At 60.7% G+C, this 26,186-nt stretch carries 26 protein-coding genes, 1 tRNA gene and 2 pseudogenes; 16 read left to right on the top strand and 13 right to left on the bottom strand.

What is annotated here, in order from left to right:
* Positions 1-243: 243 nt before the first annotated feature.
* The 7 genes and pseudogenes from EKO19_RS15750 (at position 244) to EKO19_RS15720 (ending at position 5,267) form a co-directional block, all read left to right on the top strand.
* On the top strand, positions 244-975 hold the full coding sequence (locus EKO19_RS15750) for an NADPH-dependent F420 reductase (protein WP_217705377.1): 732 nt from the start codon (positions 244-246) through the stop codon (positions 973-975).
* Positions 976-1,015: 40 nt separating this feature from the next.
* Complete coding sequence (locus tag EKO19_RS15745) at positions 1,016-1,603, top strand: NAD(P)H-binding protein (protein ID WP_129777312.1); 588 nt, start codon at positions 1,016-1,018, stop codon at positions 1,601-1,603.
* Positions 1,600-2,412: a carboxymuconolactone decarboxylase family protein gene (locus EKO19_RS15740; protein WP_217705375.1), complete on the top strand. Its 813-nt coding sequence runs from the start codon at positions 1,600-1,602 to the stop codon at positions 2,410-2,412. Before EKO19_RS15745 ends, EKO19_RS15740 begins: the two co-directional genes overlap by 4 nt.
* A gap of 34 nt (positions 2,413-2,446) precedes the next feature.
* Complete coding sequence (locus EKO19_RS15735) at positions 2,447-3,286, top strand: SDR family oxidoreductase (RefSeq protein ID WP_129777311.1); 840 nt, start codon at positions 2,447-2,449, stop codon at positions 3,284-3,286.
* 22 nt (positions 3,287-3,308) lie between these two features.
* Positions 3,309-3,964 (top strand): annotated as a pseudogene (locus tag EKO19_RS39865) (SDR family oxidoreductase).
* Positions 3,965-4,041: 77 nt separating this feature from the next.
* Complete coding sequence (locus EKO19_RS15725) at positions 4,042-4,842, top strand: aldo/keto reductase (protein ID WP_129777310.1); 801 nt, start codon at positions 4,042-4,044, stop codon at positions 4,840-4,842.
* Between the two features lie 32 nt (positions 4,843-4,874).
* Entirely contained in the window at positions 4,875-5,267 is a 393-nt protein-coding gene (locus tag EKO19_RS15720) for a nuclear transport factor 2 family protein (RefSeq protein ID WP_129777309.1), read from the top strand.
* Between the two features lie 20 nt (positions 5,268-5,287).
* Here the strand turns inward: EKO19_RS15720 and EKO19_RS15715 are convergent, their stop codons facing one another.
* Positions 5,288-7,450: a xanthine dehydrogenase family protein molybdopterin-binding subunit gene (locus tag EKO19_RS15715; protein ID WP_129777308.1), complete on the bottom strand. Its 2,163-nt coding sequence runs from the start codon at positions 7,448-7,450 to the stop codon at positions 5,288-5,290.
* A 135-nt stretch (positions 7,451-7,585) separates the two neighbouring features.
* Positions 7,586-7,756: a hypothetical protein gene (locus EKO19_RS38305; RefSeq protein ID WP_157995277.1), complete on the bottom strand. Its 171-nt coding sequence runs from the start codon at positions 7,754-7,756 to the stop codon at positions 7,586-7,588.
* A 148-nt stretch (positions 7,757-7,904) separates the two neighbouring features.
* Between EKO19_RS38305 and EKO19_RS15710 the strand changes: the two genes are divergently transcribed.
* Together EKO19_RS15710 and EKO19_RS15705 are read left to right on the top strand one after the other, a co-directional pair.
* Positions 7,905-8,429 (top strand): (2Fe-2S)-binding protein, encoded by a 525-nt coding sequence (locus EKO19_RS15710; RefSeq protein ID WP_129777307.1) that lies wholly within the window; start codon positions 7,905-7,907, stop codon positions 8,427-8,429.
* Entirely contained in the window at positions 8,426-10,762 is a 2,337-nt protein-coding gene (locus tag EKO19_RS15705) for a molybdopterin cofactor-binding domain-containing protein (protein ID WP_129777306.1), read from the top strand. The genes EKO19_RS15710 and EKO19_RS15705 overlap by 4 nt, the downstream gene beginning before the upstream one ends.
* A 44-nt stretch (positions 10,763-10,806) precedes the next feature.
* Here the strand turns inward: EKO19_RS15705 and EKO19_RS39860 are convergent.
* Positions 10,807-12,396, bottom strand: a pseudogene (locus EKO19_RS39860) (molybdopterin cofactor-binding domain-containing protein); the annotation flags it as partial.
* 212 nt (positions 12,397-12,608) lie between these two features.
* Here EKO19_RS39860 and EKO19_RS15695 point away from each other — a divergent pair.
* The 4 genes from EKO19_RS15695 to EKO19_RS15680 all read left to right on the top strand — a co-directional run bounded on the left by EKO19_RS15695 (position 12,609) and on the right by EKO19_RS15680 (position 16,388).
* Positions 12,609-13,502, top strand: coding sequence for a LysR family transcriptional regulator (locus EKO19_RS15695; protein ID WP_129777305.1), 894 nt, complete (start codon positions 12,609-12,611; stop codon positions 13,500-13,502).
* 295 nt (positions 13,503-13,797) lie between these two features.
* Positions 13,798-14,289: a (R)-mandelonitrile lyase gene (locus tag EKO19_RS15690; RefSeq protein ID WP_129777304.1), complete on the top strand. Its 492-nt coding sequence runs from the start codon at positions 13,798-13,800 to the stop codon at positions 14,287-14,289.
* 49 nt (positions 14,290-14,338) lie between these two features.
* The gene (locus EKO19_RS15685; protein ID WP_129777303.1) at positions 14,339-15,373 is read left to right on the top strand and encodes a zinc-dependent alcohol dehydrogenase family protein; all 1,035 of its coding nucleotides are present in this window, start codon (positions 14,339-14,341) and stop codon (positions 15,371-15,373) included.
* A 25-nt stretch (positions 15,374-15,398) separates the two neighbouring features.
* On the top strand, positions 15,399-16,388 hold the full coding sequence (locus tag EKO19_RS15680; RefSeq protein ID WP_129777302.1) for an aldo/keto reductase: 990 nt from the start codon (positions 15,399-15,401) through the stop codon (positions 16,386-16,388).
* A 112-nt stretch (positions 16,389-16,500) separates the two neighbouring features.
* On the opposite strand, the gene EKO19_RS15675 is transcribed toward EKO19_RS15680, so the two are convergent.
* Positions 16,501-16,593 (bottom strand) — tRNA-Ser (locus EKO19_RS15675).
* Between the two features lie 274 nt (positions 16,594-16,867).
* On the opposite strand from EKO19_RS15675, the gene EKO19_RS15670 reads away from it, so the two are divergent.
* Both EKO19_RS15670 and EKO19_RS15665 read left to right on the top strand, forming a co-directional pair.
* Positions 16,868-18,379: a M48 family metalloprotease gene (locus tag EKO19_RS15670; RefSeq protein ID WP_129777301.1), complete on the top strand. Its 1,512-nt coding sequence runs from the start codon at positions 16,868-16,870 to the stop codon at positions 18,377-18,379.
* A gap of 117 nt (positions 18,380-18,496) precedes the next feature.
* The gene (locus EKO19_RS15665; protein WP_129777300.1) at positions 18,497-19,264 is read left to right on the top strand and encodes an MlaA family lipoprotein; all 768 of its coding nucleotides are present in this window, start codon (positions 18,497-18,499) and stop codon (positions 19,262-19,264) included.
* A 60-nt stretch (positions 19,265-19,324) separates the two neighbouring features.
* Here the strand turns inward: EKO19_RS15665 and EKO19_RS15660 are convergent, their stop codons facing one another.
* The 9 genes from EKO19_RS15660 to EKO19_RS15620 all read right to left on the bottom strand — a co-directional run bounded on the left by EKO19_RS15660 (position 19,325) and on the right by EKO19_RS15620 (position 25,455).
* Positions 19,325-19,612 carry a helix-turn-helix domain-containing protein gene (locus tag EKO19_RS15660; protein ID WP_129777299.1) on the bottom strand — a complete coding sequence of 96 codons (288 nt, stop codon included), beginning with the start codon at positions 19,610-19,612 and terminating at the stop codon, positions 19,325-19,327.
* Positions 19,609-19,935, bottom strand: coding sequence for a type II toxin-antitoxin system RelE/ParE family toxin (locus EKO19_RS15655; protein ID WP_129777298.1), 327 nt, complete (start codon positions 19,933-19,935; stop codon positions 19,609-19,611). Before EKO19_RS15655 ends, EKO19_RS15660 begins: the two co-directional genes overlap by 4 nt.
* Before the next feature lie 103 nt (positions 19,936-20,038).
* Entirely contained in the window at positions 20,039-21,175 is a 1,137-nt protein-coding gene (locus EKO19_RS15650; protein ID WP_129777297.1) for a pyridoxal phosphate-dependent aminotransferase, read from the bottom strand.
* A gap of 44 nt (positions 21,176-21,219) precedes the next feature.
* Positions 21,220-21,549, bottom strand: a complete 330-nt coding sequence (locus EKO19_RS15645; RefSeq protein WP_157995276.1) for an STAS domain-containing protein — start codon at positions 21,547-21,549, stop codon at positions 21,220-21,222.
* Positions 21,546-22,223 (bottom strand): MlaC/ttg2D family ABC transporter substrate-binding protein, encoded by a 678-nt coding sequence (locus tag EKO19_RS15640; protein WP_129777295.1) that lies wholly within the window; start codon positions 22,221-22,223, stop codon positions 21,546-21,548. The genes EKO19_RS15645 and EKO19_RS15640 overlap by 4 nt, the downstream gene beginning before the upstream one ends.
* Positions 22,220-22,750 carry an outer membrane lipid asymmetry maintenance protein MlaD gene (gene mlaD / locus EKO19_RS15635; RefSeq protein ID WP_129777294.1) on the bottom strand — a complete coding sequence of 177 codons (531 nt, stop codon included), beginning with the start codon at positions 22,748-22,750 and terminating at the stop codon, positions 22,220-22,222. Before mlaD ends, EKO19_RS15640 begins: the two co-directional genes overlap by 4 nt.
* Before the next feature lie 13 nt (positions 22,751-22,763).
* Positions 22,764-23,531 (bottom strand): lipid asymmetry maintenance ABC transporter permease subunit MlaE, encoded by a 768-nt coding sequence (mlaE, locus tag EKO19_RS15630; protein WP_129777293.1) that lies wholly within the window; start codon positions 23,529-23,531, stop codon positions 22,764-22,766.
* Complete coding sequence (locus EKO19_RS15625; protein WP_129777292.1) at positions 23,528-24,379, bottom strand: ABC transporter ATP-binding protein; 852 nt, start codon at positions 24,377-24,379, stop codon at positions 23,528-23,530. Before EKO19_RS15625 ends, mlaE begins: the two co-directional genes overlap by 4 nt.
* Before the next feature lie 56 nt (positions 24,380-24,435).
* The gene (locus EKO19_RS15620; protein ID WP_129777291.1) at positions 24,436-25,455 is read right to left on the bottom strand and encodes a class I fructose-bisphosphate aldolase; all 1,020 of its coding nucleotides are present in this window, start codon (positions 25,453-25,455) and stop codon (positions 24,436-24,438) included.
* A gap of 267 nt (positions 25,456-25,722) precedes the next feature.
* Here EKO19_RS15620 and EKO19_RS15615 point away from each other — a divergent pair, with 267 nt between their 5' ends.
* A complete protein-coding gene (locus EKO19_RS15615; RefSeq protein ID WP_129777290.1) occupies positions 25,723-26,181 on the top strand; it encodes an SUF system Fe-S cluster assembly regulator in 459 nt (152 codons plus the stop codon).
* The last annotated feature ends 5 nt before the right edge of the window (positions 26,182-26,186 follow it).

Raw genomic sequence — 26,186 nt, 5'->3', positions numbered from 1 at the left:
GAGTTCACCCCATTCATGAACTCGACTCATATGCCCAAGCGGCGCGTGCCGGCTAATCACACCTGCGATGAGCAGTTATGTTTTCGTGCAGTCGAGCCTCGCTCGTTACGCTGATAGAGGATCCATGCAAGAGCTGCAGCTGGAGAGTAGAAGTCTCGGGGTAGGCGCAAGCCGGCACGGCGACAGATTAAACAACGGACAAATTCTCGCCGTCGCCGATCTCGCCCGCAATGGTGCGCCGGTATGAGCGAACCAGTTCAGCGCCGATCCGTTCTACAGGCGTTGGCTCTTTTTGCCTCGCTGCCTCTACTCGGTCCGAAGGGAGCGTCGGCTGCCGAGTCGATGCGCATCGGGGTCATTGGAGCGGGCTCCCTAGGCGGAACCGTAGGTCGCTTGTGGGTCAAAGCAGGTCATCAGGTGCTGTTCGCATCGCGTCACCCGGAAGAACTCTCGGCTATGGCGCGAGAGCTAGGCCCGCGCGCGTCCGCAGGCACGTCAGCTCAGGCCGCAGACTTTGGCGACGTCATCTTGTTTGCCGTGCCCTATCGGGCGCTAACCGAACTCGGTGGTCAACTGCAAGGCGCTCTGAGGGGCAAGGTCGTCCTTGACTCGTGTAATCCCTCAGCCGCCGAATATGAAGCGTTCGTTCGAGAGACATCCGTGACTAGCGTCGGAGAGCTGTCATCGCGACTGTTACCAAATACGCGGTTGGTTCGCGCATTCAGCGCAGTGGACGCCACTGCGGTGGCCGCATCGTTCTCACGAGCCAGCGACAAGTTGGGCGTCCCTCTCGCTGGAGATGATGCAGCAGCGGTGCAGATAGGGGAGCAGCTTGTGCGTGATGCAGGCTGCGAGCCAGTCACCGTGGGCAATCTCAAAGCAGCGACGAATTTTCAACGGGGCAGCCCTGCATTTCGCGCCAACACCACGGTCTCTGAACTGCGACGCCTGATCGAGATGCAAAATGTCCAATGACCTTCGGCAAGATTGATCCAGCCTAGAGACTGAGATTCACATGAGCAATGTCCTTATCATCGGCGCGAACGGTTCAATCGCAAAGATCGCGATCGATATGTTCCTGACCGAAACCGATGCCAATCTGACCCTCTACCTTCGTAACGCGCGCCGGATGAAACAGGTGCAGCACGATCGAGTACGCGTCGTTGAAGGCGATGTATTCGACAATGCGAAGCTGCAGGCATCGATGTCGGGACAGGATGTCGTATATGCAAACTTGGCCGGTGAGCTCGAGCGCATGGCAACCACCATCGTGAAATCGATGGAATCAGCCGGCATCAAGCGCCTGATCTTCATCAGCTCCATGGGCATCTATGACGAAGTCCCAGGACAGCGATACCGGAGCATCCTTGATCCATATCGCAAAGCTGCCGAGGTCATTGAAGCATCGAATCTGAACTACACAATCCTGCGTCCGGCCTGGTTTACGGACGAAGATGAGATCGCCTACGAGATCACGCAGAAGGGTCAGCCTTTCAAAGGAGGGACCGTCTCTCGTAAGAGCGTCGCCGCCATGGTGGTGAAGCTGGCCCAATCGCCGCAGCTTGAAGTTCGGCACAGCTTGGGCTTGAGCAAACCCGAATGAAGGTAGCAGCGGCGCCGCCTTTTGGAGTCTTCGATATGCCTAACGAGCAAGCGACCAGAACTCACCAGACTCTCTTCCCTGACCACATATCAACGCTGGCAGTGACGGATCCCGAGCTGATCGAAGTTTTCGACAACTTCGCGTTCGATGAAGTCTTACGCGACAGCAACCTACCAACGAAGACTCGTCTGATGGTCCAGCTGGCGGCGTTGATCGCATCGCAGGCCCTTCGCGAATACCGGGTCATGCTCTGTGCCGCGCTGACTGTCGGTGTGACGCCCGTTGAAGTCAAGGAAATCGTTTATCAGGCGGTCCCGTACGCCGGGATGGCAAAGGTCTTCGAATTCCTTCATGCCACCAACGAGGCACTAAGCGAGCGCGGCATCGCGCTGCCACTCGCTCCGCAATCCACGAGCACGCCCGACACCCGCCTCCAAAACGGACGCGATGTCCAAAGTCACATCGTTGGCAAGGATACCGTTGAGAAAATGTACGCGTTGGCCCCTTTGGATCAGCAACATATCCAGCGTCTTCTCACAGCGAATTGCTTCGGAGACTGGGTGTCACGGGGAGGCATTGATATTCCGATGCGCGAATTGCTCACGTTCAGCATGCTGGTCTCGCTCGGCGGCTGCGAACCGCAGGTGAAAGGCCATGTGGCGGCAAACCTACGCGTCGGGAACAACCGCAGTCGCTTGATCGACGTAACGACGCAGCTGCTTCCATTCATAGGCTATCCACGCACGCTCAACGCGCTGCGCGCCATCGATGAAGCCGCCCCGGCGCAACGCGCCATACCTTGTGAGTGAGCTGGACCTACGTGCTTTGAATGGAGGGCTTGTTATGAAAAATGTCGTTGTCTTGATCGGTGCGGGGCAGATCGGCCAAGCGATTGCCCGTCGTGTCGGTGTCGGCAAGCACGTCGTGCTTGCCGACTTGCGCCAAGCGAACGCGGAGGCCGCCGCGCAAATTCTCGAGAATGCTGGATATGAGGTGAGCGTCGTGTCGGTGGACGTGTCATCGCGTCAGGATGTGCATAAGTTAGTCGAGAGTGCCTCGAAGGTTGGTGATGTCACCGGCCTCATCCACGCCGCAGGCGTTTCTCCATCTCAGGCGTCCCCGGAAATGATCTTGAAGGTCGACCTGTACGGCACCGCCCTCGTCCTGGAAGAGTTTGGCAACGTCATCGCTCGCAGCGGGGCGGGTGTCGTCATTGCGTCGCAATCGGGACATCGACTGCCAGCGCTCTCTACCGAGCAGAATAAGGCCCTCGCAACGACCCCGGTGGAAGAACTGCTTCAGCTTTCGTTCCTGCAGAAAGATCAGATCACCGACTCCCTTCATGCGTATCAGCTCTCGAAGCGCGGCAACTCCCTGCGTGTCATGGCAGAGGCGGTCCGTTGGGGAAAGCGCGGCGCTCGCATCAACACGATCAGCCCAGGGATCATCATCACACCGTTAGCCAACGATGAACTCAAGGGACCGCGCGGCGAAGGTTACCGACGGATGATCGAGGTGTCCGCTGCCGGGCGGCCGGGCACACCCGATGAAGTCGGAACGCTGGGCGCGCTACTGATGGGACCGGATGGTGGGTTTATCACGGGCAGTGACTTTCTGATGGATGGTGGAGTTACAGCGGCGTATTGGTATGGCGATCTCGCGCCCAGCGAAGCGCACCGATGACGGCGATATAGGAGAAACAATGATGGCTGAAGAAGTAGTTGTGGTGATTGGGGCCGGCGGTATCGGTATTGCCATTGCCCGTCGACAGGGTTTCGGAAAGACGCTGCTGCTTGCCGACTTCAATGACAAAACATTGAACGCCGCAGCGGCGGAGCTGCGTCGCGCCAGCTATTCCGCCGAGATACATTTTGTCGATGTCTCTTCACGCGAGTCGGTAAAGGAACTTGCAGACGCAGCGGCTGCACTCGGGAATGTGGTGCAAGTCGTCAATACCGCGTGCTTATCTCCGAACATGGCCAAGGTCGAGCGTTTGCTGCAGGTAGACCTTTACGGCGCAGCTGTCGTCTTCGAAGAGTTTGAGCGCGTGATTGCGCCTGGCGGCGCGGGACTCATGCGGCAATGACCTGAGGCGCGCGTGGCGCCCGAGTCGATTCGCTCAGTCCTGGCATCATCGTGACGCCGCTCGCCCGACATGAGCTGGACTCTCCAATAGGTGACATTTACCGCGGGATGGTAGAGGCCTCCGCCGTTAAACGAATGGCCCCTCCTGATGAGATCGCGGTCGCCGCCTCCTTCCTGCTTGGTCCGGACGCCAGCTTCGTCACGGGTAGCGACCTTCTCATCGATGGCGGTGTAATCGCAGCCATGCGCGCTGGCAAGCTGCCTACGCCAGGCTGATGTCGGCGCAGCGTGCGTCTTCACCCACCGATCCTAATTCCAACGCATGGAGGCTTCCCAGCCTCACAGGCATGCTTATGAAATCTCGTTATCTTGGATCCCTCGCCGTTTCTGAACTTGGCTTCGGGACAATGAGCTTCGCATCCAGCTATAGCCCCCTCGCCGCGTCGCTCGGAAACGATCCGCGTAATCCGTGGCGCTTTGAGCGTGGCATCACTCTCTTCGCCACCGCCGAAGCGTACGGACCTTTCACCAACGAGGGACTGGTTGGCGAAGCAGTGGCGCCGTTCCGAGATGAGGTAGTGATCGCCACCAAGCTCGGTTGGAATATCAATCCGGACTCGGGAGAGCGGCGTCCTAGGTTGACAGGAGCGCAAACGCTGCGAGAGGCGCACGCGGTTCAACCAGTGGCTGCTCTCCAGAACGAATATTCTCTGTGGTCCCGTGATCCGGAAACGGAGGTGTTGCCGGCCTGCGAAGAACTGGGCATCGGCTTCGTGCCGTGGAGTCCGCTAGGGCAAGGCTTTCTCACCGGCAAGGTAGATCCTAACTCGCAGGTCGATAAATCCGATGTTCGGTCGTGGTTCCCGCGATTCACCCCTGAGGCCATGCAGGCCAATCCAACATCAGTCGAACTGCTCAATAGCATCGCCGCGGCCAAGGGCGCGACGCCCGCCCAGATAGCGCTTGCATGGCTGCTCGCGCAGAAGCCGTGGATCGTACCAATTCCAGGCACCCGCAAGCTCGCTCGCCTAGAGGAGAACTCGGCTTCGGCCGACCTCGATTTGAGCGCCGACGAGTTGCGCGAGATTGATGCGGTCGCATCGAAGATCCAGATCAAGGGCGCTCGCCGCACGGACCACGAGGTTTACGGGTGAATGCCGCGAACGGCGTAGAGGCTCGAACGACTATGACTGATGAGGTGCGATCCAATCACGATGAAGACACGATGTTCTCCAGACCTACCGAGAAATGTACCAAGCTATGCTGCAGGCAGGCTCGCACTGACCGGTTAAGCGCCATGCTTGATGAGGGCTTTGTCTTGACTTACATGACAAGCTACCGGCAGCGCAAGATGGAGTGGTTGTCCGCTATCGATTCGGGTCGAATGCGCTACCACAGTGCCCGCGAAGAATCCGTTCGCATCGACTCCCAGGGCGACCGCGCGGTGCTCGTAGGCAGAAGCATCGTCACAGCAACGATCTACGGTGTGCGGAGCACCTGGAACTTGCAACTCACTGTTCAGTACGAACGTAGAAGTGGTGGCTGGTCAGCGATGGAGGCCGTTGCGACGACGTTCTGAGACCGTTCCGAGCCATCTCGCTACGCCTTCAACGAATCTGTGTCGATCGGCAGATTGCGGATGCGCACACCGGTTGCCGCGAAGATTGCGTTCGTCAGCGCAGGAACGATTGGCGGCAAGGCGGGTTCACCCAAGCCGGTCGGCGAGTTGTCGCTCGGCAGGAAGTGAACCTGCACCGGTGGAGCGTCAGAAATTCGTAGCAGAGGATACGTGTCGAAATTGCCGACCGAGGCTGCGCCATTCTCGATCAGTACCTTCTGATACAAGGCCGTCGAGATGCCGTCGAGCACCGCGCCTTGCACCTGGTTCTCGGCGTTCAGCGGATTGATGATCTGACGACCGACATCGCCCGCCACCCAAACGTTGTCGATCTTGATCCTGCCGTCCGTGGCTACAGTAACCTGGGCAACTTCGGCGAAATAGCCGCGATGGCTGTAGTGGAATGCAATTCCCATCGCGGTGCGTTTCGGCAGCTTTGAGCGTTGTGCCCAGCCGGACTTCTCGGCAACCAGCCTGAGTACGCCTCGCATTCGCGCTGCGCTGTAAGCTTGCTGGCCTTCGCCAACAGATTCTCGGTCGCCGAGTAGCTTCAGCCGGTACTCAAGCGGATCCTGACCCGCGAGGTGCGCAAGCTCATCGATGAACGATTGCATCACGAACGACATGCCGTTCGAAATAGGTGCACGCAGCGGCCCCACAGGCACGCCGAGTGGCATGCTGGATACGCCGAGACGATAGTTCGGAATGAACCGAGCCGGAAACTCCGTGTCGTTCATACGCGTGTCGTTTGCAAACTGCCCACTCGCGGTATAGGTCACGAAGTGGTTCTGCCACGAGATGATGTTACCTGCGGCGTCGAGCCCGCCCTTCAGGAAATGAAACCCGCCCGGCCGATAGAAATCGTGCTGCAAATCGTCTTCGCGGCTCCAGATCAATTGCACGGGCGCGTTGGCCTCGCGCGCGATCCAGGCGGCCTCGACCATGTAGTCATTGACCGCGCGCCGGCCGAAACCACCACCGGCGCGAACCATATGCACGACGACGTTCTCGAGTTTGAGGCCCAATGTTTTCGCAACCAGCTGACGGCCGGTCTCAGGGAATTGAGTCGGCGCCCAGATCTCCATCCTTCCATCCTGAAAATGCGCCGTACAGTTTTGCGGCTCCATGGTTGCATGCGCGAGGAATGGATAGGCGTAGGCTGCGTCGAGCGTCTTCGCTGCGGCTTTCATCGCGCCTGGCGCATCACCATCATTGCGAGCAATGGTTAGCGGCTCGCCCCTGCTCAGCTCGCTGGCGCGCTTGGCAAATGCAACGCTACTTTGGGATGAGGTTGGATGGTCAGCCCACTTTGCCTGTAGACGCTCTCGTCCCTTCTTGGCTGCCCACCACGAGTCCGCAACCACCGCGACGCCAGGTAAGAGCCCGTCGATGTCGTTGCCCCCTTCGACTATGAATGCTTTGCGGACGCCCTTCACTGCGCCGGCAGCGGCAACGTCAGCCTGAGCGACCTTGGCACCGAATACCGGAGCCTTTTCATAGGTGGCGAACAACATGCCAGGCAGCCGCACGTCGATGCCGAAGGCCATCTTCCCGGCAACGATCTTCTCGACGCCATTTTGGGGAATTCTCTGGCCGATGATCCGGTAGTTCTTCGGATCCTTGAGCGGCAGCGTGGCCAGATCGGGTATTGGCTGCCTGCCCGCTCGCGCCGCGACCTCTCCGTAGCCAGCAGTTCGCCCCGAAGGCGCGTGACGGACACGACCTCGCTCGGTCGTGCACTCCGGCGCGGGCACGCCCCAGCCGAGCGCCGCTGCCTGGACTAGCATATGCCTCGCAGCCGCACCGACCCTTCGCAACTCGTCCCAATTTCGAGGCGTGGCTGAGCTACCTCCCGTGAGCTGCCGGCCATACATGGCTTCATTGTTCGCGGCTTGCTCGATGTGCACCTGACTCCATTCCACATCGAGCTCTTCCGCAATCAACATCGGCAGCATGGTCGCTACACCCTGGCCGATCTCCGGGTTGCGAGAAGCGATCGTTACAAGTCCGTCTGGGGCCACTCGAACGTAGGCGTTCAGTGCGGTGGGCGGACCATCGGCGGATCCGCGCGAGGGCAATGAGAAGGAGAGTATTAGGCTGGTCGCCGCGGCGGATTTGAGGAAATCCCGTCGAGATGTGGTCATTGATCGAATAGCCCGAGCGGCTTAGCGTTGCTGACGCCACTGTACGCGGTCCCCCTCGACATGATTATTGGCGATTTTTGATTGCACTCATGAGCCATATCGATAAGTCGCATTAAGTGATCACTGGCAGTCGATTCATGAGCTGTCCAGCGTGGTGCGACAGTCACGAACGGGAATGGTTGTGGCTGGCGCGAGACGTACCAACTTGGCCACGGGCATGAGCTGAGTAGAAAGGGCGCCGTGGGCATCGACCATCGGGGCGCTTTCGTTGATGCGAGCGAGGTCGACGAAGGTCGTTTGATCCATGCAGGGACCTCAGCCTGATACCTCGCATTCATGAATATCTCGCATAGACCCTATGTCGTTTGCTCATCTCTCCGACACTACCGCGTGGGGTACTCTCATCGACTCAAGACGTCCGCCAGTGCAGCTCAGTCTTTCGAGGATGTTCCGAATGTCGATGCTGAAAGTAAATGGGACAGAGCATGATGTCAGGTCATCGCCCGATACGCCTCTGCTCTATGTACTCCGCAACGAACTAGGGATCATGACGCCGAAATTCGGCTGCGGGATGGCGCAATGTGGAGCGTGCTCCGTGCTGCTCGACGGCGCCGAGATGAGGGCCTGCATCACACCAGTCGCCGCGGCCGAAGGCAAAGAAGTCACCACCGTTGAAGGCTTGCCTGCCCGCTGGGCGAAGCAACGCAACCTGTCCGCACAGACTGCTCAGGACACCCTGCACCCCGTGCAGGAAGCTTGGGTCGAAGAGCAGGTACCCCAATGTGGCATCTGCCAGTTCGGCATGATGATCAAAGTCACTGAATTGCTCGAAGCCAACCCCAAGCCAACGGATGCCGACATCAAGGCGGCACTGACGACTTCTGGACCTTCGCCGCATCTGTGTCGATGCGCAAGCTATGCCGCAATCCTCGATGGCGTGCACCATGCCGCGCGGCTCATGGCAAAAGGTGCCAAATGAGCACACCCGACACCGTCTTCTCCATCTACGGCGCCACACTCAACCGACGCTCGTTCCTGGTCGCAAGCGGCTCACTGGTCGTTGCGTTGGGAATGAAGCCTGCTGCCAGCAATACTGTCGCCGCGCCGACGAACTCGCTGGATGCGACACAACCGAGCTCGTGGATCGAAATCCACGCAGACAATACCTTGGTGATCCGCACCGGCAAATGCGATTTCGGGCAGAGCTCCATCTATACCGCGTATCGACAGATCGTCGCCGAAGAACTCGATGTTCCCGTCGAGGCGATCACGACCGTGATTTCCGGTGATACGGATCGCACACCAGACGGCGGCGGCACCTTCGGCTTGTTACGCACCAACGTGATGAACCTGCGCAAGGCCGCCGCGTACACTCGCGAAGCGGCGCTTGAGTTGGCCGCACGCAACCTCGGCGTACCGCGAACGCAATTGAAGATTGCAAACGGCGTGATTGCAGGCGGCGGCAAGTCCGTCACTTATGGCGCGTTAGTGGCCGGAGAGTCGCTGCAGCTTACGATTCCGGTCCGAGGCAATCTGACCGATTTCGGTGGCCTGCAGGTCGCCGGCGACCCGCCGCTCAAACCGACCTCCAGTTATACCGTCGTCGGACAGCCGATCAAGAACCCGAGCCTGCGTCCAAAAATGTCCGGTGAGGCGCTATGGGTGAACGACGTGAAACTCCCGGGGATGCTGCACGCACGAGTTGTTCATCCGGCAACGCTCGGATCGACGCTCGTATCGGCCGGGAAGGTCGACAAATCACAGTTCCCAAATACGCAGGTCGTGGTCATCGGCAATCTCGTGGGCGTTCTCGCGCCCGATGAGTGGGAAGTGATACTCGCCGCGCAGGTGGTGGGCGCTAACACGAAATGGTCCGAATGGAAGGGATTGCCCGGCCATCGGAATCTGTTGGAGCACCTGCAGAGCAAGGTTGACTGGAACGAGATCCCGGCCGCCAAGGGCGCGCAGGCCGGTGACGCAGTAGCCGCCTCGGCGAAGGCAAGCAAGACCCACAGCGGGACTTATTTCGTGCCTTATCACAAGCACGCGCCGATCTCTCCGACCGTCTCGCTCGCCGATGTAAAGCCCAACGGATCGGTCACGCTGCATACTCACAGCCAGAACCCGCAATTTCTGCGGATGGCGATCGCCAAGATGCTCGGCCGACCGGAAACCGATGTGGTCATTCGTACCTATCCCGGTGCGAGTCACTTCGGTCGTTCCAACGGCGGCAATGCTGGCTCCGAAGATGAGGCAGTGCTGCTGTCACGCGCAGTCGGCAAACCGGTGCGTGTACAGTGGATGCGGCCCGATGACATGCAATGGTCGACGCAATCTTCGGCCTCGATGTCAAAGATTCGTATCTCACTCGATGAGAAAGGGAAGATTCAGACGTATCAGGCCGACCATAGCGGTCCGCCGATGCAGGACGACCGGCCGATCGGCGCGCTGCTGGCGGGCCTACCGACGATCGAAGCCCCCGGGCCGAACAATGCATCGCGCTTGCATAGCACGACGATGAATGTTGCCGACCGATGGGTCTATACCGAGGTGCCGAATGTCGCCGAGGCAGGGCATGGCACGTATCAGATCGGCCAGCGCGAATCAGCCATCGGCGTCGGTCTGCGCGATCACTCCATGCGTACGCCAATCCAGTTCCAGCAGAACTTTCCGCGCGAAGCTGCTATCAGCGAAGCTGCCGCGCTAGCCGGTGCGGATCCAATTCAGTTCCGGATCGACCACACAAAAGAGGAGCGCTTCAAGACGATTCTCGCGCGGCTGCGCGAGGAGTCCGGATGGCAGACGCGGCCTTCACCCGCACCCAGCGCGGGCGCGAAAGAATCAAAGATTCTGCGAGGACAAGGCGCCTCCATCATGCTACGTGACAACGGTTACTGGGCCTGTGCCTGTCATGTCGCGGTCACACCGGAAACCGGTGAAGTCAGGGTGGAGCGACTGACCATCGTCGTTGATCCAGGCATCGTCGTGAACCCGCTGCAACTCAAGCGTCAGGTCCAGGCTGGCAGTCTCATGGGTGTCAGCCAGGCGCTGCACGAGGAAGTGATGTTCGATGAGGGCGCAATCACCTCGACCCACTGGGGAACGTATCCAATTCTGACGATGGCGGAGATGCCGGAGGTCAAAGTCGTGATTGCCGGACGTCCGGAATTTGGTGTCTACGGGCAAGGATCGGAAAGCGCCAATGCGCTCGCCGCGCCGGCGATCGTTGCCGCATTTTTCGACGCCACGGGTCGGCCCGCGCGGCGCATCCCATTGAGGCCGGAGTACGTCAAATCGGTCCTGGCGAGCTAAGAACTGCTGCGGAACCACTCAGTGGCTCCGCCGCCCACTCCTCACTAAGTGATGACTGGCAGTCGATCAATGAGTTTGTCCAACGTGATGGGATAGTCGCGGACGCGGATACCCGTTGCGTTGTAAACCGCGTTGGCCACGGCTGCAGCGACGCCGCAGATGCCGAGCTCCGCGACACCCTTGGCCTTCATGGGTGAGGACATTGCATCGACCTCATCCAGGAAAATGACATCTTGGTGCGGAATGTCCGCGTGCACCGGCACTCCTTGGTTGCGCGCGGTCTTTGGATTGAGAATGCGACCTGACGCGCACACGGCGAGCATGCGTCGAACACGGATCTCGCCCGTCGCACTGTCGACCGCCACTTCCACGAAGTGCGCACCAAAGGTTGACTGCTGGGCCAGCTTGTTCATCTGGCCAAACTCGATAATGTCCTCAGCGACCAACGGCTGCTGGGCGGCTGCTTGCGCGAGCGGTATGACTCGGCCGGCAGATCTGATCTCGCCATCGGCGAAGACAGCATCCGCGACGCTCAGTCCGACCTTCTGAACTGCTGCCTCCCGCAGCTTCATACATGCGGCGTAGACGCCCGCAGTGGAACAGTTGCCACCCCACTGCCCCCCGGAACCTGCAGAGACAGGGAAGTTCGAATCGCCGAGCCGAACCTCGACCCTCTCGATCGGCACTCCCATCGTCTCGGCCGCGGTCTGCGCAATGATGGTGTAACTGCCCGTTCCGATGTCGGTCATGTCAGTCTCTACCGTAACGACACCGTTTTCATCCAGCCGCACGCGCGCTGCTGACTTGGTGACTTGATTGCCCCGAATCGCTGCCGCCATGCCGATGCCGATCAACCAGCGACCCTCGCGCACGCTCGCGGGCTTCGGATTCCGTTTGCTCCACCCGAAGCGGTCGGCGCCTGACCTCATACATTCCACGAGCGAGCGCTTCGAAAAGCGCCGACCCGCCTGCTGCGCATTGTTCGATGAGCGCGCCTGCGGATCATCGCCCGACGGTTCGGACGGATCATCGGGTACGACTTGGGTATCGTTCTTGATACGGAACTCGATCGGATCGAGGCCGAGTTTTTCCGCCATCTCATCGACCGCAATCTCCAGTGCCATCATGCCAGTCGCCTCGCCTGGCGCTCGTATCGCACTGGCCTCGGGCAAGTCGAGCACGGCCATCCGGGTCGTCGTCATCCGATGCGCACCGGCGTACAGCAAGCGTGCCTGATGGACCGCGCCGTCGGGCTTGCCCTTGGGCAAGTCGCCCGACCAGCTCTCATGCCCAATCGCAGTGATGATTCCATCGCGAGTCGCGCCGATGCGGATGCGCTGTATCGTCGCTGGTCGATGCGTGGTGGTGTTGAACAGCAATGCTTGCTGTAGCGCGACTTTCACAGGGCGCCCGGCCATGCGAGCGCCGAGGGCCGCCAACAATGCCTCGGCACGCACGAACAACTTCCCCCCGAATCCGCCGCCGACGTAAGGCGACACGACGCGAATATTCTCCTTCGGAATGTTCAAGGTTTGGGCCAGATCGAGCACGCACCAATTGACCATCTGATTCGAGGTCCAGAGCGTGAGCTTGTCGCCCTCCCAAAGCGCCGTGGAGGCGTGCGGCTCCCTGAGTAGCTACCCGGATGCCAGTCTGGTTCCACCTGAAAATCGCTAGGTCCTATGAGGAGAGTTCATGAATCGTCACCGGACCTGGAAATTGCCGACTGACAGCTGCCTCAAGGCCACTTTTTCTGCGTTGTGACCGGCGCCTATCAAAGCTACAGGCTTCTTCCATCACCGATTAGCGGGCAGAATCGGATAGAACCTATGAGAAGGATTCATCAGTGCCGCGCGAAAATCTCAACGACCTACTCGCCTTCCTCGCTGTGGCTCGCGAGAAAAGCTTCACCAAGGCGGCCGCGCAGCTGGGAGTTTCGCAGTCAGCACTGAGTCATACGATCCGAGGGCTCGAAACACGACTCGGAGTGCGTCTACTCACTCGCACGACCCGCAGTGTTTCGCCCACCGAGGCGGGGGAACGCTTGGCAACGGCCGTGGGTCCGCACTTTCAGGAGATCGACGCCGAGCTCGCGTCGCTAAGCGGCCTCAGAGAAACGCCGACCGGAACCATTCGAATCACAACAGGAGTACATGCGGCTGAGACCATCGTCTGGCCGAAGCTGCAACCGTTCTTGCGGGCCTATCCTGACATCCGCGTCGAACTCAACGCCGAGTACGCGTTGACAGACATCGCCGCCGAACGATACGACGCCGGGGTGCGCCTCGGAGAGCAGGTCGCCAAAGATATGATCGCCGTTCGCATCGGGCCCGACTTCAGAATGGCCGTGGTCGCGTCACCGACGTATTTCGAGAAACTCGCGAAGCCCAAAGCACCGCAAGATCTGACCGCACACAACTGCATCAACCTTCGACTTCCTACTTATGGCGGCCTGTATGCGTGGGAATTCGAGAAGGGTCAGCGCGAACTCAAGGTGCGCGTGGATGGCCAGCTCGTCTTCAACTCCAGTCCACAGATCTTGAAGGCTGTGCTCGCTGGTTTCGGGCTGGGCTATCTTCCAGAGGACACCGTCACGCCATATCTCCAGCGCAAGGAACTAGTACGTGTGCTCGAGGATTGGTGCGCGCCCTTCCCCGGCTATCACCTTTACTACCCGAGCCGGCGACAGACATCCCCGGCATTCGGCTTGCTAGTGGAGGCGCTTCGATACAAACGCTGACACCACAGATCAAGCCTCGGAGAACCAAGTGCGGCACGTCCGTAGGCGCAACGCTACGGTTGTACTCGTCAACAGTCGGCCTCGCTTCGACCTCACCCCTGGAATTCAACTTCAAAACGGATCTGCGCCGCTACAGGAAACTTTTCTCACGGACAAGCGCCGAGGAAGGCAAGTAGTCGTTGAAGTTCCCCCGAGATTCATGACTGCTCTTCATAAGCCCTAGCAGATCGTGCCCACTAGTCCGGCTCGGTGACAGCGACTACCTTGTCCGCATCGAAGAGCGCCCGGAGTAGCTATGAAACCTGTAGGACCGAGTCTGGTGATCCTCTCTTCCATCCTCGCAACGTCAGTCGAGGCTGCGGAGAACAGCGGTGGCTCGGACCAGGGGGCGTTGACGATCCTTCGTGCGACGGACGCCGCCGCGGTACAGGGTGGCGCAAGAAACTTCACTGGCGACGTAACGGTCCGCTCTCAATTTCAGCGCGACGCCCCCGCGCGCGTCGGCGGCGCCACGGTCACGTTTCAGCCCGGTGCACGCACCGCTTGGCACTCTCATCCTCTGGGTCAAACGCTGATCGTGACTGCGGGAACCGGATGGGTTCAACGCGAAGGCGCATCCAAGCAGACCATCCGCCTCGGTGATGTCGTGTGGATTCCTCCTGGAGTCAAGCATTGGCATGGCGCCACCACGGGCAGCGCCATGACCCACATCGCGATCGCCGAATCGCAAGCCGGGAACGTCGTGACCTGGATGGAACAGGTAACCGATACGCAGTACCGACAGTGAGTACGCCTGCTGCGCCCTCATCCCCATAGATACAGTTGAAGGAGTTGCCATGCGTGCAACCATTATGTATGCCGCCCACGATGTTCGAATCGAGAACGTACCTGACGCGCGAATAGTCGAGCCCACCGACGCCTTGGTTCGCGTCACGCGGGCATGCATCTGCGGCAGTGACCTCTGGCCTTACAACTCGATGGAAGCAAGCGATACGGGCAACCGTATGGGTCACGAATTCATTGGCACGATCGAGGAGGTCGGTGCGCAGGTTCGCAATGTGAAGAAAGGAGATCTCGTCGTCGCACCCTTTGCATGGTCCGATGGCACGTGCGAGTTCTGTCAGCGCGGTCTACAAACTTCGTGCATCCACGGCGGCTTTTGGGGTGGAACCAAGCTGGATGGCGGACAAGGCGAGGCTGTGCGCGTGCCGCTTGCAGATGGAACGCTCGTCAGACTTCCAGTGGGCCCTGATCACGCACTTATGCCCTCCTTGCTCACACTCACTGACGTGATGGGTACGGGTCATCATGCCGCACTCGCTGCGAAAGTCTCTCCGGGGAAGATCGTGGCAGTGGTTGGAGATGGTGCTGTCGGTCTTTGCGGCGTAGTCGCCGCCCGCCGTCTTGGTGCTGAGCAAATCATCATGCTCGGGCGTCATCCCGACCGGATCTCACTGGCACGCGACTTCGGCGCTACTGAGGTTGTGAGCGAACGCGGCGATGCGGCCATCGAGCGCGTCAAGGAACTCACGAACGGCCTCGGCGCACATTCAGTGCTCGAGTGTGTCGGCCATGGTGAATCGACGCGAACGGCGATGAGCATCGCTCGCCCTGGTGGCGCTGTGGGCCGTGTCGGCGTCCCTCAAAACGGCCAGATTCCCGATGCAGAGGAAACCTTCTATCGAAACATCACGATCGCCGGTGGGCCGGCACCGGTGCGAGCGTACATCGAGGAACTCTTGCCTGATGTTCTTGAAGGAAGGATTCAGCCGGGACGCGTCTTCGATCGAGTCATCAACCTCGATGGCGTGCCAGATGGCTATCGCGCCATGAATGAGCGCGAGTCGATCAAGGTGATGATCAAGCTTTGATTCGATAGCTAAGTGAGATTTCACGATGCAAACTCGCACTCTTGGTAAGAGCGGACTCAAAGTCTCCGCGCTCGGCTACGGTTGCATGGGCCTGGACTTCGGTTACGCGAACAAGGTCAGCAAACAGGAAGGCATCGCGCTGATTCGGCAAGCAGCGGATCGTGGCGTCACGTTCTTCGATACTGCGGAGATATATGGGCCATTTACTAATGAGGAAATGGTCGGTGAAGCGTTGCGCCCCGTGCGCGACCAAGTGGTCATTGCCACCAAGTTCGGCTTCAACATCGTCGGCGGCAAGCAGAGTGGACTAAACAGCCGGCCAGAGCACATCAAGGCAGTCGCCGAAGCGTCGCTCAAGCGCCTGGGTATCGAGCGGATCGATCTGTTCTACCAGCACCGGGTCGATCCGAGCGTTCCGATCGAAGAGGTGGCCGGCGCCGTGAAGGATCTGATTGCCGCGGGTAAGGTGAAGCATTTCGGACTTTCGGAGCCAGGTGCTCAGACGGTGCGCCGCGCTCACGCTGTGCAGCCCATCAGCGCTCTGCAGAACGAATATTCATTGTGGACGCGCGGCGTGGAGACGAACGGCATTCTCCAGGCATGCGAGGAGCTAGGGATCGGCTTGGTGCCTTACAGTCCGCTCGGGAAAGGGTTCTTGACCGGAGCGATGAGTCAAGACACCAAGCTCGGCGAAGGCGACTTCCGGAACATCCTGCCGCGCTTCACGCCTGAAGCCATGCAGAAGAATCAGGCGCTAGTCGATCTGCTGAAGCGGATTGCTGCCGAGAAGGGAGCCACGCCGGCCCAGATCGCGTTGGCTTGGCTGCTCGCGCAAAAGCCTTGGATTGTGCCGATTCCCGGCACCACGAAGCTGCATCGGCTCGAAGAGAACCTCGGCGCGGTGAACGTGACGTTGACAGCAGGCAATCTGTTTGAAATTCAGCGGGCCGCGGCAGCGATTCAGGTCGAGGGTGAGCGTTATCCAGAACACCTCCTCGCGACCACGGGGCTGTGAACTTTTCTGGCGACGCGCTTTTTTATGGTGGACGGTATGGCGGACAGGTCGACACACGACTTGTCCAAGTCCCGATCAGAATTGGAAAAAAATCCGCGGCTTCGGCGGAAGGTGGCGGAGAGGGAGGGATTCGAACCCTCGTAGGGACGTAATGCCCTCAACCGATTTCGAATCGGTGCCGTTGTGACCGCTTCGGTACCTCTCCGTGCGGGGCCGCGCATTCTAATGGAGTCGTCTGCGGCTAGAAAGGGGTTTTTGCTACAGATCGCGGCTGGGGAATCCGTTCGCCGACCCCGTCACGAATTATCGAGCCGTGCGCGCCGGTACTCCTCCAGCCCGGTCCCCGGCCCTGCCTGGGACCTCCAACTCCCTGACCCGTCGCGACTTTTGGGTCGGCGATGAACGTACAGCGGCGGTTAAGGTCCAAGCAGTGACGCTTTACAGCCTCGCCGGCCCGCACCACACTGCTCGCTGTGAAAATGCCTTCTTTTTCGACGTTCAAGGCGCTGTTGTGCGCCTCCGTGGCGTCCCTGGTCATGGCCGGGGGCGTGAGCCATGCCGATCCGGACGATCTGCCGGACATCGGCAGTCCAGCGTCGACCATGCTGACCCTGGACGACGAGTACCAGATCGGGCGCATGATCGTGCGTGGGCTGCGCGATCAGGATCAGATCCTCGAAGATCCCGAAGTCACCGAGTACATCCGCTCGCTGGGCTACAAGCTCTCGAGCCAGGCGCACGACGGCGCGCAGCGCTTCAACTTCTTCATGGTCCGGGACAACACCATCAACGCGTTCGCGCTGCCGGGCGGCTTCATCGGAGTGAACACGGGTTTGCTGCTGAAGACCGAGGACGAGAGCGAACTGGCCGGCGTGCTCGCGCACGAAATTGCACACGTTACGCAGCGACACATTGCTCGCAGCATCGCGGCTCAAAGTCGCTCGAGCCTGGTCTCCACGGCGGCCATGCTGGCGGCGATTCTGGTCGGTGCGGCGGCCGGCGGCGGCGATGCCGCGATGGCGGGTGTCGCGGCGGCGCAGAGCCTGGCCATCCAGCAGCAGATCAGCTTTACACGTTCCAACGAGACCGAAGCCGACCGGGTCGGCCTGGGCTTTCTGGCGCGCTCGGGCTTCGACCCGAACGGCATGCCCAGATTTTTCGAGACCATGAGCCGGCTGGCGGGCAGCAGCGAAATGAATATCCCCGAAATGCTCCGCACCCACCCGGTGAGCACCACGCGTATCGCCGAGACCAAGGAACGTGCCGCGCAGCTCGAGGTGGCACCGGCTCCGCAGAGTGCGAGTTATGCGCTGACGCGCGAACGTCTGCGCGTGCTCTCGACGCCGGCGGGCGAAGATCCGCGTGCGTATTACGCCGCCACGATCACCAACGAACCCGACGCGACACCCGCGCAGACTTACGGACAGGCGCTGGCGTTGATGATGGCCGGTCAGCCCGCCAAGGCCGTGCCGATTTTCGAACGGCTGCGCTCGGCCGATCCGACCATTCTTCAGTACCACACGGCGCTGGGTCAGGCGCAATTGCAGGCGGGCGATGGCAAGGCGTCCATTCAAACATTGAAGCGCGCCTCGGAGCTGTTCCCGCGCAATGTGGCCGTCACCATTCGATATGCCGAAACGCTGATGCAAAAGGGCGACTCGAAGAAGGCGCACGAAATTCTGCTCGACCTGTTCAACACCGTCCCGCCGACACCGGAACAGGCCAAGCTCACCGCGCAGGCAGCGAACGCCGCGGGCGACGTGGCCGATTCGTACTACTACATGTCGGAGTACCACATCATGAGCGGCGATCTGTTGCTGGCCGTCAACCAGCTACAGCTGGCCCTGGCTGTGCCCAAGATCTCCGAGGTGCAGCGCGCTCGCTTCGAAGCCCGGCTGGACGAAATTCAGCAAGCATTGCCCAAGCGGGCCGCCCGCCGGCCCATCGAAGCCAGCAATGGCGGCAGTGGCAGCCGCCGCCGCGTAAATTGATACAATCCTCGCACCCGTCGGGTGTGAGATATCCTCTTCCGCCCGACTTTGCCCACCGGCGAATGATTTCGCCGGGCCGTGGCGTCCCATCTGAGTTTGTTTGAAGGATCACGACGCATGTCCACGTTACTGCGCGCCGCGCTTGTGTTGCTTGCCCTCGCCGCGGCCGGATGCGCCAGCGCACCAGGCCGCACCACGAACAAGGAGAGCTTCGAAGGATTCAATCGCGGCGTCTATAAATTCAACGACACCATCGACAAGGCCGCGCTGAAGCCGGTCGCCAAGGGTTACCGCAAAGTCACCCCGCAGTTCGTCCGCACCGGCATCGGCAATGTGCTGAGCAACCTCGAATACCCGGGCACGTTCCTCAATCAGTTCCTGCAGGGCAAGGTGCTGCTGGGGCTGAAGGACACCGGCCGTTTTCTGCTCAACAGCACCCTCGGCGTCGCCGGCATCTTCGACGTGGCCACCCCGCTCGGCCTGGAAAAGAACGACGAAGACTTCGGTCAGACGCTCGCCGTGTGGGGCGTGCCTTCCGGGCCGTTCGTGAACCTGCCGCTGTTCGGCCCTTCTTCGGTGCGTGATGCACCGTCGCGGGTCGTCGACTGGTTCACCACGCCGCTGCAATACACCGATCTTCCCTGGGAAGCCGACTGGGCCGTGCGCATCATCAACCCGATCCACACGCGCTCGGAACTGCTGCCGCTGGACGAAACCCTCAAGCGCACCTACGACCCCTATGTCTTCATCCGCGACGCCTGGGTCCAGCAACGCGAATTCAACATCTTCGACGGCAACCCGCCGCCTGAGACGCTGGAAGATATCGGTGAGGAGCCGGAAGAAGGCGAGACCGAGACGCCCCCGGAAAATCCGCCGCCGCAGTGAGCGGCAATCGCAGACTCGCTAACGAAAATCCCGGCCAAGGCCGGGATTTTCATTTTCAGTTCATGCCGCCCGTTTGGGACTGACGACCACCCGCGTGCGCAATCCGATCCGATCGGCGATATCCACCAAGGAGTCCAACGAGAAAAGATTCAACCGACCGCGCATCAGATCGGAAACCCGCGGCTGTGTCACGCCGATCAGCTCCGCCGCCTTTGCCTGAGTCAGCTTGCGGGCGCGCAATCTTTCGATGATCTCGTTCGCCAACTCCGCGCGCAGTTTCATGCTCGCCGCCTCCGACGCCGAATCCTCGATCGCGTCCCAGACGGAGGAAAAACGCTTCTTGGTCATTGCCGCTCCTTCAACAAATCGCGGTATCGCTGCTCCGCCAGACTGAGATCACGCCTGGACGCGGCCTGTGTCTTCTTCTGGAAACAGTGAAGCACGTAAACAGCGTCCGCGAATTTGGCCACATACAGCACTCGGAACGCGCCCGAATCCTCTCGAACCCGGATTTCGCGAACCCCTGCCCCCACTGTCGACATCGGCTTCCAATCAAAGGGTTCCAGACCACGCTGAACGCGATCAAGCTGGAAACCGGCCTCACGCCGGGCATCCCTGGGGAACTCTCGCAGACAGTCCAGCGAATCAGCGCAGAACTCGATGGGCTTCATGCCTCGCCCTCACTATACAAATTCTTGTATAGACCGGCAAGGCGGCGGGCCTCGCCCCTCCGGGGCGGGCTCGGCCAATAGCAGTAGACCTATTTACAGCGTGTTAGGTGCGTGCACGTGCCGCGAACCACGGCGTCATGCGAGCAATCGCGTCTTCGACTTCGGCGGTCGAGACGGCGAAGCTCATACGCATGAAGTGGTGGCCTTCGACGGGGTCGAAGTCGACGCCGGGGGCGGTGGCGACGCCGGTGTCGCGGAGCAGGGATTGGCAGAACGACAGGCTGTCATCGGTGAGGTGGGCGATGTCGGCGTAGATATAAAACGCGCCGTCGGGCGGGGCGATGTTGTTCAAGCCGAGTTGGGGCAGAGCCTCCAGCAACAGCTTGCGATTGCGGGCATACGTCGCGACGTATTGGTCGAGCTCTTCGTGACAGTCCATCGCCACGAGGGCGGCGTGCTGGCTCAGGGACGGAGCCGTCAGGAACAAATTGCTCATGATGGCGCGGGCGCGAGGCACGTGCTCCTTGGGAACGAGCAGCCAGCCCAGGCGCCAGCCGACCATGCTGAAATATTTCGAGAAGCTGTTGACGATGCGTGCGTTCGGCTCGAACTCCAGCATCGAGCGCGCCGGGCCGACGTAGCTCAGGCCGTGATAGATCTCGTCGGAAATGAGGGTGATATTGCGTTCACGACACACGCGCGCGATCGCTTCCAGTTCGGCAGGAACAATGATGGTGCCAGTCGGATTGGCCGGACTCGCGACGATGACGCCGTGGGGTGCGGGATCGAGTGCAGCCAGGCCGGCGGCGGTCAGCTGATATCGCGATTCCGGTCCGCAAGGAATCTCCACCGGCTTGAGATGCAACGCGCGCAATGTATTGCGATAAGCAACGTAGCCCGGCCGAGCCAGTGCAATCCGGTCGCCGGCACAAAACGTCGCGGTCAACGTCAGCGTGAGCGCCGGGGAAGCGCCGCACGTCAGAATGAATTGTTCGGGCTCGACCTTGACGCCGTAGTTGTCGAGATAGTGCCTGGCGAGCCGCGCTTTGAGCGCGGTGCTTTCCCAATAGCCGCCCGGATCGCTGTCGAGCACCTGATGGGCCCGCGCGATCGCGGCCCGGGGCGCGCCGGTGGACGGCTGCCCGAATTCCATATGAATGACCGAGCGGCCCTGCGCCTGCAGCTCGTGAGCGAGGCGGCTGATGGCAAGGGCGTTGAATGTATCGACTTGAGAGAGCATGCGGACACCGGCCTGAGGCGGAGCACGCATTATGAACCGATAGCTCAGTGCTTGCCGTTGCAGTTCAGCAGCTTTTCGACTTCGCTGATCCGGGCCAGGGCGGCGATGGGCTCCGGCACATTCTCAAAGTGAATGGTTTGCTGACGCTGTTTCGCCAGCCGCAGCCACTCGATCAACAGCGCCAGCCCCGCGCTGTCCCCTTCCGGAACATTCGCCAGGTCGATGTCGAGCGCCGTGGCGCCCTTGAAAGCCGCCTCGCTATTCTTCAGCAGCTCGGTCGCGGTATCGGCATTGAGCGCGCCGAAGACCTTGAAGCGCCCGTCACCGAGCGCTTCAAGCCTGGCGGGACCGGGAGTCGTGGCCGGCTTGATCAAGCGGGATTCGCCTTCTCGGTCGGCTTCTTCACCGTGCCGCTGGCGACCTGTTGCTCCAGACGCTGGATCACCGCTTCCAGACCCTTCTGGTCGATCTCCGAGCCGAAGTCGGTGCGGAAGGACTTCACATACGACACGCCTTCGATCTGCACGTCGTAAGCCTTCCAGCCCTTCTCGGTCTGACGCAACGAGTAGTTCACCGGCACTCGGCTGCCATTGTCACGACGGACCTCGGTGCGAACCGTGGCGACCTTATCGGTCGGGTTGCCCTGGAACGGCAGGATCTTCAGACGATCCGGCGTGAATTCCAGCAGCGCCTCGCCATAGTTCTGCAAGAGCGACTGATAGAACGCGTCGATGAAGCGCTTGCGCTGTTCCGCCGTCGCCGTGCGCCAATGTTTCGCCAGCACCAGCTGCGCGGCGTAGGCGGTATCGAAGTACGGCAGCATGGTCTTGTCGACCAGCTCGTGCACCTTGGACTTGTCCTTGGAGTACGCAGCACGATTGGCGTCGAGATCCTTCAGCGTGTCGTTGGCGACTTTGGAGATCAGCTCCTGCGGCCCCAGCTTGGCCGCGTCCTGCGCCTGCGCGCCGGCGGCGAACAGACCGAACGTGGCGATGAGCGCCAGGCCGGCCGCAAGAATGTTTCTACGACTCCGCACGAAGATACTCATTGCTTCGCTTCCTCCGTCTTGTTCTGTCCACTCTGCTGTCCGCCCGAGCCGGACGACTGATCGTCCTTCTTGCTCATGAAGCTGGCGACCAGCTGATTGATCAGGTTCTCCAGCACCAGCGCGTCCTGCACCAACTCGATTTGATCGCCGGACTTCAGAAACTCTTCCGAGCCACCGGCGGTGATGCCGATGTACTGACCGCCCAGCAGGCCCGAGGTCATGATGGCCGCATCGCTGTCATTCGGAATGCGGTTGTAATTGGAGGCAATCCGCATCTTCACAACCGCCTTGTAAACATTCTGGTCGAAGCTGATGGAATCGACCCGGCCCACCGTGACGCCGGCCATCGAGACCGCGGCGCCCGGTTTCAGGCTGCCGATGTTCTCGAACCGGGCAGTGACGTCATAACTCCCGCCATCGACCGAGAGTTCACGGTTGGTGATCTGGGTCACCATGAAAAACAGTGCCGCGAAGCCCAGCAGCACGAACAGACCGGTCGAGATTTCTACAGTGCGTGTCGAACGCATAATCGCTCCGCAATCACAGCAACAAGGCTGTGAGCATGTAATCCAGCATCAGGGTCAGTACCGCGGAAATCACCACGGTGCGGGTAGTCGCACGGCCGACGCCTTCGGCGGTCGGCTCGGCGGTGTAGCCTTCGTACACCGCGATCAAGCTACAGGCGAAGCCGAAGACACAGCCTTTGAGCAGGCCTTCGAAAATGTCATCGAAATCGACGCTCGAGCGCATCTGCGACCAGAACGAGGCCGAGTCCACGCCCATCAATTGCACGCCGACGACCTGCACGCCGAAGATGCCGATGGCGATGAAGATGATCGTGAGCAACGGCATCGCGATCAAGCCGCCCAGGAAACGGGTCGCGATGACGCGGCGGATCGGGTCGACTGCCATCATTTCCATTGCCGTCAGCTGATCGGTGGCACGCATCAAGCCGATTTCGGAGGCGAGCGCGGTGCCGGCGCGACCGGCGAACAGCAATGCAGTGATAACCGGCCCCAGCTCTTTGATCAGCGCCAGCGCCGCGGCCGTGCCGAGCGCGTCTTCCGAACCGAAACGTAACAACAAGTCATACCCCTGCAGGCCGAGCACGGCGCCGACGAACAGTCCGCAAGTCATGATGATGACCAGCGACAGCGCGCCGGCGTTGTGGATCTGATCGATGACCAGCGACGGCCGCATCAACGCGCGCGGCACCTGGCCGAGCACGCGGCCGAGAAACAGTGTGACGCCGCCGACGGTCGCCGCGAAATCGCCCGCGTTGTCCGTCAGCTCTCGCAGTAATTTCATGCTTCGGACCCCAGCAGCTGCTGGTAGTAGTCAGCCGCCGGATAATGAAATGGCACCGGCCCGTCCGGCAGTCCGTTGACGAACTGGTTGACGATGTCGGATTGATGACCTTTCAGGTTCTTGAGCTCGCCCGACGCCGCGACCTTGCCGCCGGCGATGATGTAACTGGTGTCGGACAGTTCGGAGAGCTCTTTCACGTCGTGTGAGACGACGATACTGGTAATTCCAAGCGCGCTGTTCATGTGACGCACCAGTCGCACGATCATGCCCATCGAAATCGGGTCCAGACCGGTGAACGGCTCGTCGTAGATCAGCACTTCGGGATCGGTCGCCATGGTGCGCGCGAGCGCGACCCGACGATTCATGCCGCCCGACAGCTCGGCCGGCATCAGCTGCGCCGCGCCTCGCAAGCCGACGGCCTGCAGCTTGGTGAGCACGATGTTGCGGATCAAACATTCGGGCAGATCGGTATGTTCGCGCAACGGGAACGCGACGTTCTCGAACACGCTCATGTCGGTGAGCAGCGCGCCGTTCTGAAACAGCATGCCCATGCGCCGGCGCAGCGCAAACAGATCCCGGGTCTTGAGCGACGACACATTGATGCCGTCGAACAGGATGGTGCCGCTGGTCGGCTTGATCTGGCCGGTGATCAAACGCAGCAGCGTGGTTTTACCGGTGCCGCTCGGCCCCATGAGCGCGGTAATCCGGCCGCGCGGAATCGACAGGTTCAGGCCGGAGAAGATGCTCCGGCCGCCGACCGAATAGGACACATCCCGAATCTCGATGAGCGATTCGGCGGCGGTGGAGCGTTGGGCGGCAGACACATCGGTGCTAACAGCAGAGACCATTCACGACCCCGATATGAACACGCGATGCATTGTCTGCGCCCATACTTATGCCAGGCTTAAGCAGCCTGCTCCGAAGCGGCTGTGTAAGTGCCGTTGCGCGCGTCGCCATTCAACCGGGCGCGACGACCAAACGCCTTCTGGCCGGCAGCGAACTGATCCGCCTTGCCACCCCACGCCTTCAGAGCTTCGTCCTGCAGGGCGCGGCCGTAAGAGAAGGTCAGCTCCCAAGGCAGATTGCCGAGCTTGTTCATCAGGCTCAGGTGCTCGGAGGCTTCGGCAGCGCTCTGACCGCCGGAGAGGAACGCGATACCCGGCACGGCGCTCGGCACGAAACGCTTCAGCGTGCGCACGGTGGCTTCAGCAACCTGCTGGCGGCCCGCGCGGGAGGTGTTCTTCTTGCCCGAGATGACCATGTTGGGCTTCAGGATCATGCCTTCGAGATGAATGCGGTGTGAATCCAGCTGTTCGAACACCGACTGCAGCACGGCACTGGTCACTTCCTCACAACGCTCGATCGAATGATCGCCGTCCATCAGCACTTCCGGCTCGATGATCGGAACGATGTTCGCTTCCTGGCAGAGCGCGCCGTAACGGGCCAGCGCGTGCGCATTGGCGTCGATCGCGAACCGGGTCGGGATGTCCTTGGCGATGTCGATCACGGCGCGCCACTTGGCAAAACGGGCCCCCAGCTTGTGATATTCGGCGAGGCGCTCACGCAGGCCGTCGAGGCCTTCGGTGATCGTTTCGTTCGGGAAGCCGGCCAGCGGCTTGGCGCCGGCATCGACCTTGATGCCCGGGACGATGCCGAGCTGGGTCAGGTACTGCGAGAACGGCGTGCCGTCCTTGGTCTTCTGGCGCAGGGTTTCATCATAAAGAATGACGCCGCTGATGTACTTCGCCGCGTCCGGCGTCGTGAACAGCATTTCGCGATAGGTACGACGCGCTTCCTCGGTCGATTCGAGCTGGATGCTGTCAAAGCGCTTCTTGATGGTGCCGCTGGATTCGTCAGCCGCCAGGATGCCTTTGCCTTTTGCAACCATTGCGCGCGCAATCGATTCGAGCTCAGTGCGATTCATACGATCCTCCACCGTCAGGGGTGAGCTTGCGCGCGATGCGACGGCAAGCCTCAAGTTATGGGGCGCGTAGGATAGCAAATCGCCTTCAGCTCCGGCCGATACACATGTTGTACTGGAACGACAACGTTGGACTATCCGGCCCGGCGCCGGTTTCCAGCGGGTAAAATCGACGCAATCCAAGCTCAAGAGTGTCACGGGGTGGTCATACGGTTGTATTGGGACTAGAATGGTCCCATATCCTCTTCGGACCTCCTTTACAGAACCCTCATGCTTCGCATCAGCAAGCTGACCGATTACGGCACGGTGATCCTGGCCCGCCTCGCCGGGCAGCCGGACCGCCTGTGGACGGCCGCCGAGGTGGCCGAGGCCACTCATATCGGCCTGCCGACCGTCAGCAAGCTGCTGAAAAAGCTGCAACGGAGCGGTCTGGTCACCTCCACGCGCGGCAGTCACGGCGGCTACCAGTTGGCCCAGCCGCCCGGTGAAATCACCGCCGCCCGCATCCTGGACGCGCTCGAAGGGCCCTTCGCCATCACCGAATGCAGCGGCTCCCACAGCACCTGTGGCATCGAGTCGAAATGCGCTGTCGGTCATACCTGGCAGAAGGTCAACGCCGCGATCCGTCGCGCGCTCACCGACATTTCGCTCGCCGAGCTGGCCGGTGCGCCGCGCGGAGTCACGACGACCACCGTGCCGCTCACCCGGCTGCGCGTCTCGCACGAATAATTTTT

The sequence above is a fragment of the Peristeroidobacter soli genome (assembly GCF_004138485.1).
GTDB classification, from domain to species: domain Bacteria; phylum Pseudomonadota; class Gammaproteobacteria; order Steroidobacterales; family Steroidobacteraceae; genus Steroidobacter; species Steroidobacter soli.
This window is presented reverse-complemented; position numbering and strand designations above follow the sequence as displayed.

Excerpts from the sequence above, each read along its gene's own strand:
- EKO19_RS15750 (WP_217705377.1), top strand. The coding sequence starts at position 244 with ATGAGCGAACCAGTTCAGCGCCGATCCGTTCTACAGGCGTTGGCTCTT.
- EKO19_RS15745 (WP_129777312.1), top strand. The coding sequence starts at position 1,016 with ATGAGCAATGTCCTTATCATCGGCGCGAACGGTTCAATCGCAAAGATC.
- EKO19_RS15740 (WP_217705375.1), top strand. The coding sequence starts at position 1,600 with ATGAAGGTAGCAGCGGCGCCGCCTTTTGGAGTCTTCGATATGCCTAAC.
- EKO19_RS15735 (WP_129777311.1), top strand. The coding sequence starts at position 2,447 with ATGAAAAATGTCGTTGTCTTGATCGGTGCGGGGCAGATCGGCCAAGCG.
- EKO19_RS15725 (WP_129777310.1), top strand. The coding sequence starts at position 4,042 with ATGAAATCTCGTTATCTTGGATCCCTCGCCGTTTCTGAACTTGGCTTC.
- EKO19_RS15720 (WP_129777309.1), top strand. The coding sequence starts at position 4,875 with ATGACTGATGAGGTGCGATCCAATCACGATGAAGACACGATGTTCTCC.
- EKO19_RS15715 (WP_129777308.1), bottom strand. The coding sequence starts at position 7,450 with ATGACCACATCTCGACGGGATTTCCTCAAATCCGCCGCGGCGACCAGC.
- EKO19_RS38305 (WP_157995277.1), bottom strand. The coding sequence starts at position 7,756 with ATGGATCAAACGACCTTCGTCGACCTCGCTCGCATCAACGAAAGCGCC.
- EKO19_RS15710 (WP_129777307.1), top strand. The coding sequence starts at position 7,905 with ATGTCGATGCTGAAAGTAAATGGGACAGAGCATGATGTCAGGTCATCG.
- EKO19_RS15705 (WP_129777306.1), top strand. The coding sequence starts at position 8,426 with ATGAGCACACCCGACACCGTCTTCTCCATCTACGGCGCCACACTCAAC.
- EKO19_RS15690 (WP_129777304.1), top strand. The coding sequence starts at position 13,798 with ATGAAACCTGTAGGACCGAGTCTGGTGATCCTCTCTTCCATCCTCGCA.
- EKO19_RS15685 (WP_129777303.1), top strand. The coding sequence starts at position 14,339 with ATGCGTGCAACCATTATGTATGCCGCCCACGATGTTCGAATCGAGAAC.
- EKO19_RS15680 (WP_129777302.1), top strand. The coding sequence starts at position 15,399 with ATGCAAACTCGCACTCTTGGTAAGAGCGGACTCAAAGTCTCCGCGCTC.
- EKO19_RS15670 (WP_129777301.1), top strand. The coding sequence starts at position 16,868 with ATGCCTTCTTTTTCGACGTTCAAGGCGCTGTTGTGCGCCTCCGTGGCG.
- EKO19_RS15665 (WP_129777300.1), top strand. The coding sequence starts at position 18,497 with ATGTCCACGTTACTGCGCGCCGCGCTTGTGTTGCTTGCCCTCGCCGCG.
- EKO19_RS15660 (WP_129777299.1), bottom strand. The coding sequence starts at position 19,612 with ATGACCAAGAAGCGTTTTTCCTCCGTCTGGGACGCGATCGAGGATTCG.
- EKO19_RS15655 (WP_129777298.1), bottom strand. The coding sequence starts at position 19,935 with ATGAAGCCCATCGAGTTCTGCGCTGATTCGCTGGACTGTCTGCGAGAG.
- EKO19_RS15650 (WP_129777297.1), bottom strand. The coding sequence starts at position 21,175 with ATGCTCTCTCAAGTCGATACATTCAACGCCCTTGCCATCAGCCGCCTC.
- EKO19_RS15640 (WP_129777295.1), bottom strand. The coding sequence starts at position 22,223 with ATGAGTATCTTCGTGCGGAGTCGTAGAAACATTCTTGCGGCCGGCCTG.
- mlaD (WP_129777294.1), bottom strand. The coding sequence starts at position 22,750 with ATGCGTTCGACACGCACTGTAGAAATCTCGACCGGTCTGTTCGTGCTG.
- mlaE (WP_129777293.1), bottom strand. The coding sequence starts at position 23,531 with ATGAAATTACTGCGAGAGCTGACGGACAACGCGGGCGATTTCGCGGCG.
- EKO19_RS15625 (WP_129777292.1), bottom strand. The coding sequence starts at position 24,379 with ATGGTCTCTGCTGTTAGCACCGATGTGTCTGCCGCCCAACGCTCCACC.
- EKO19_RS15620 (WP_129777291.1), bottom strand. The coding sequence starts at position 25,455 with ATGAATCGCACTGAGCTCGAATCGATTGCGCGCGCAATGGTTGCAAAA.
- EKO19_RS15615 (WP_129777290.1), top strand. The coding sequence starts at position 25,723 with ATGCTTCGCATCAGCAAGCTGACCGATTACGGCACGGTGATCCTGGCC.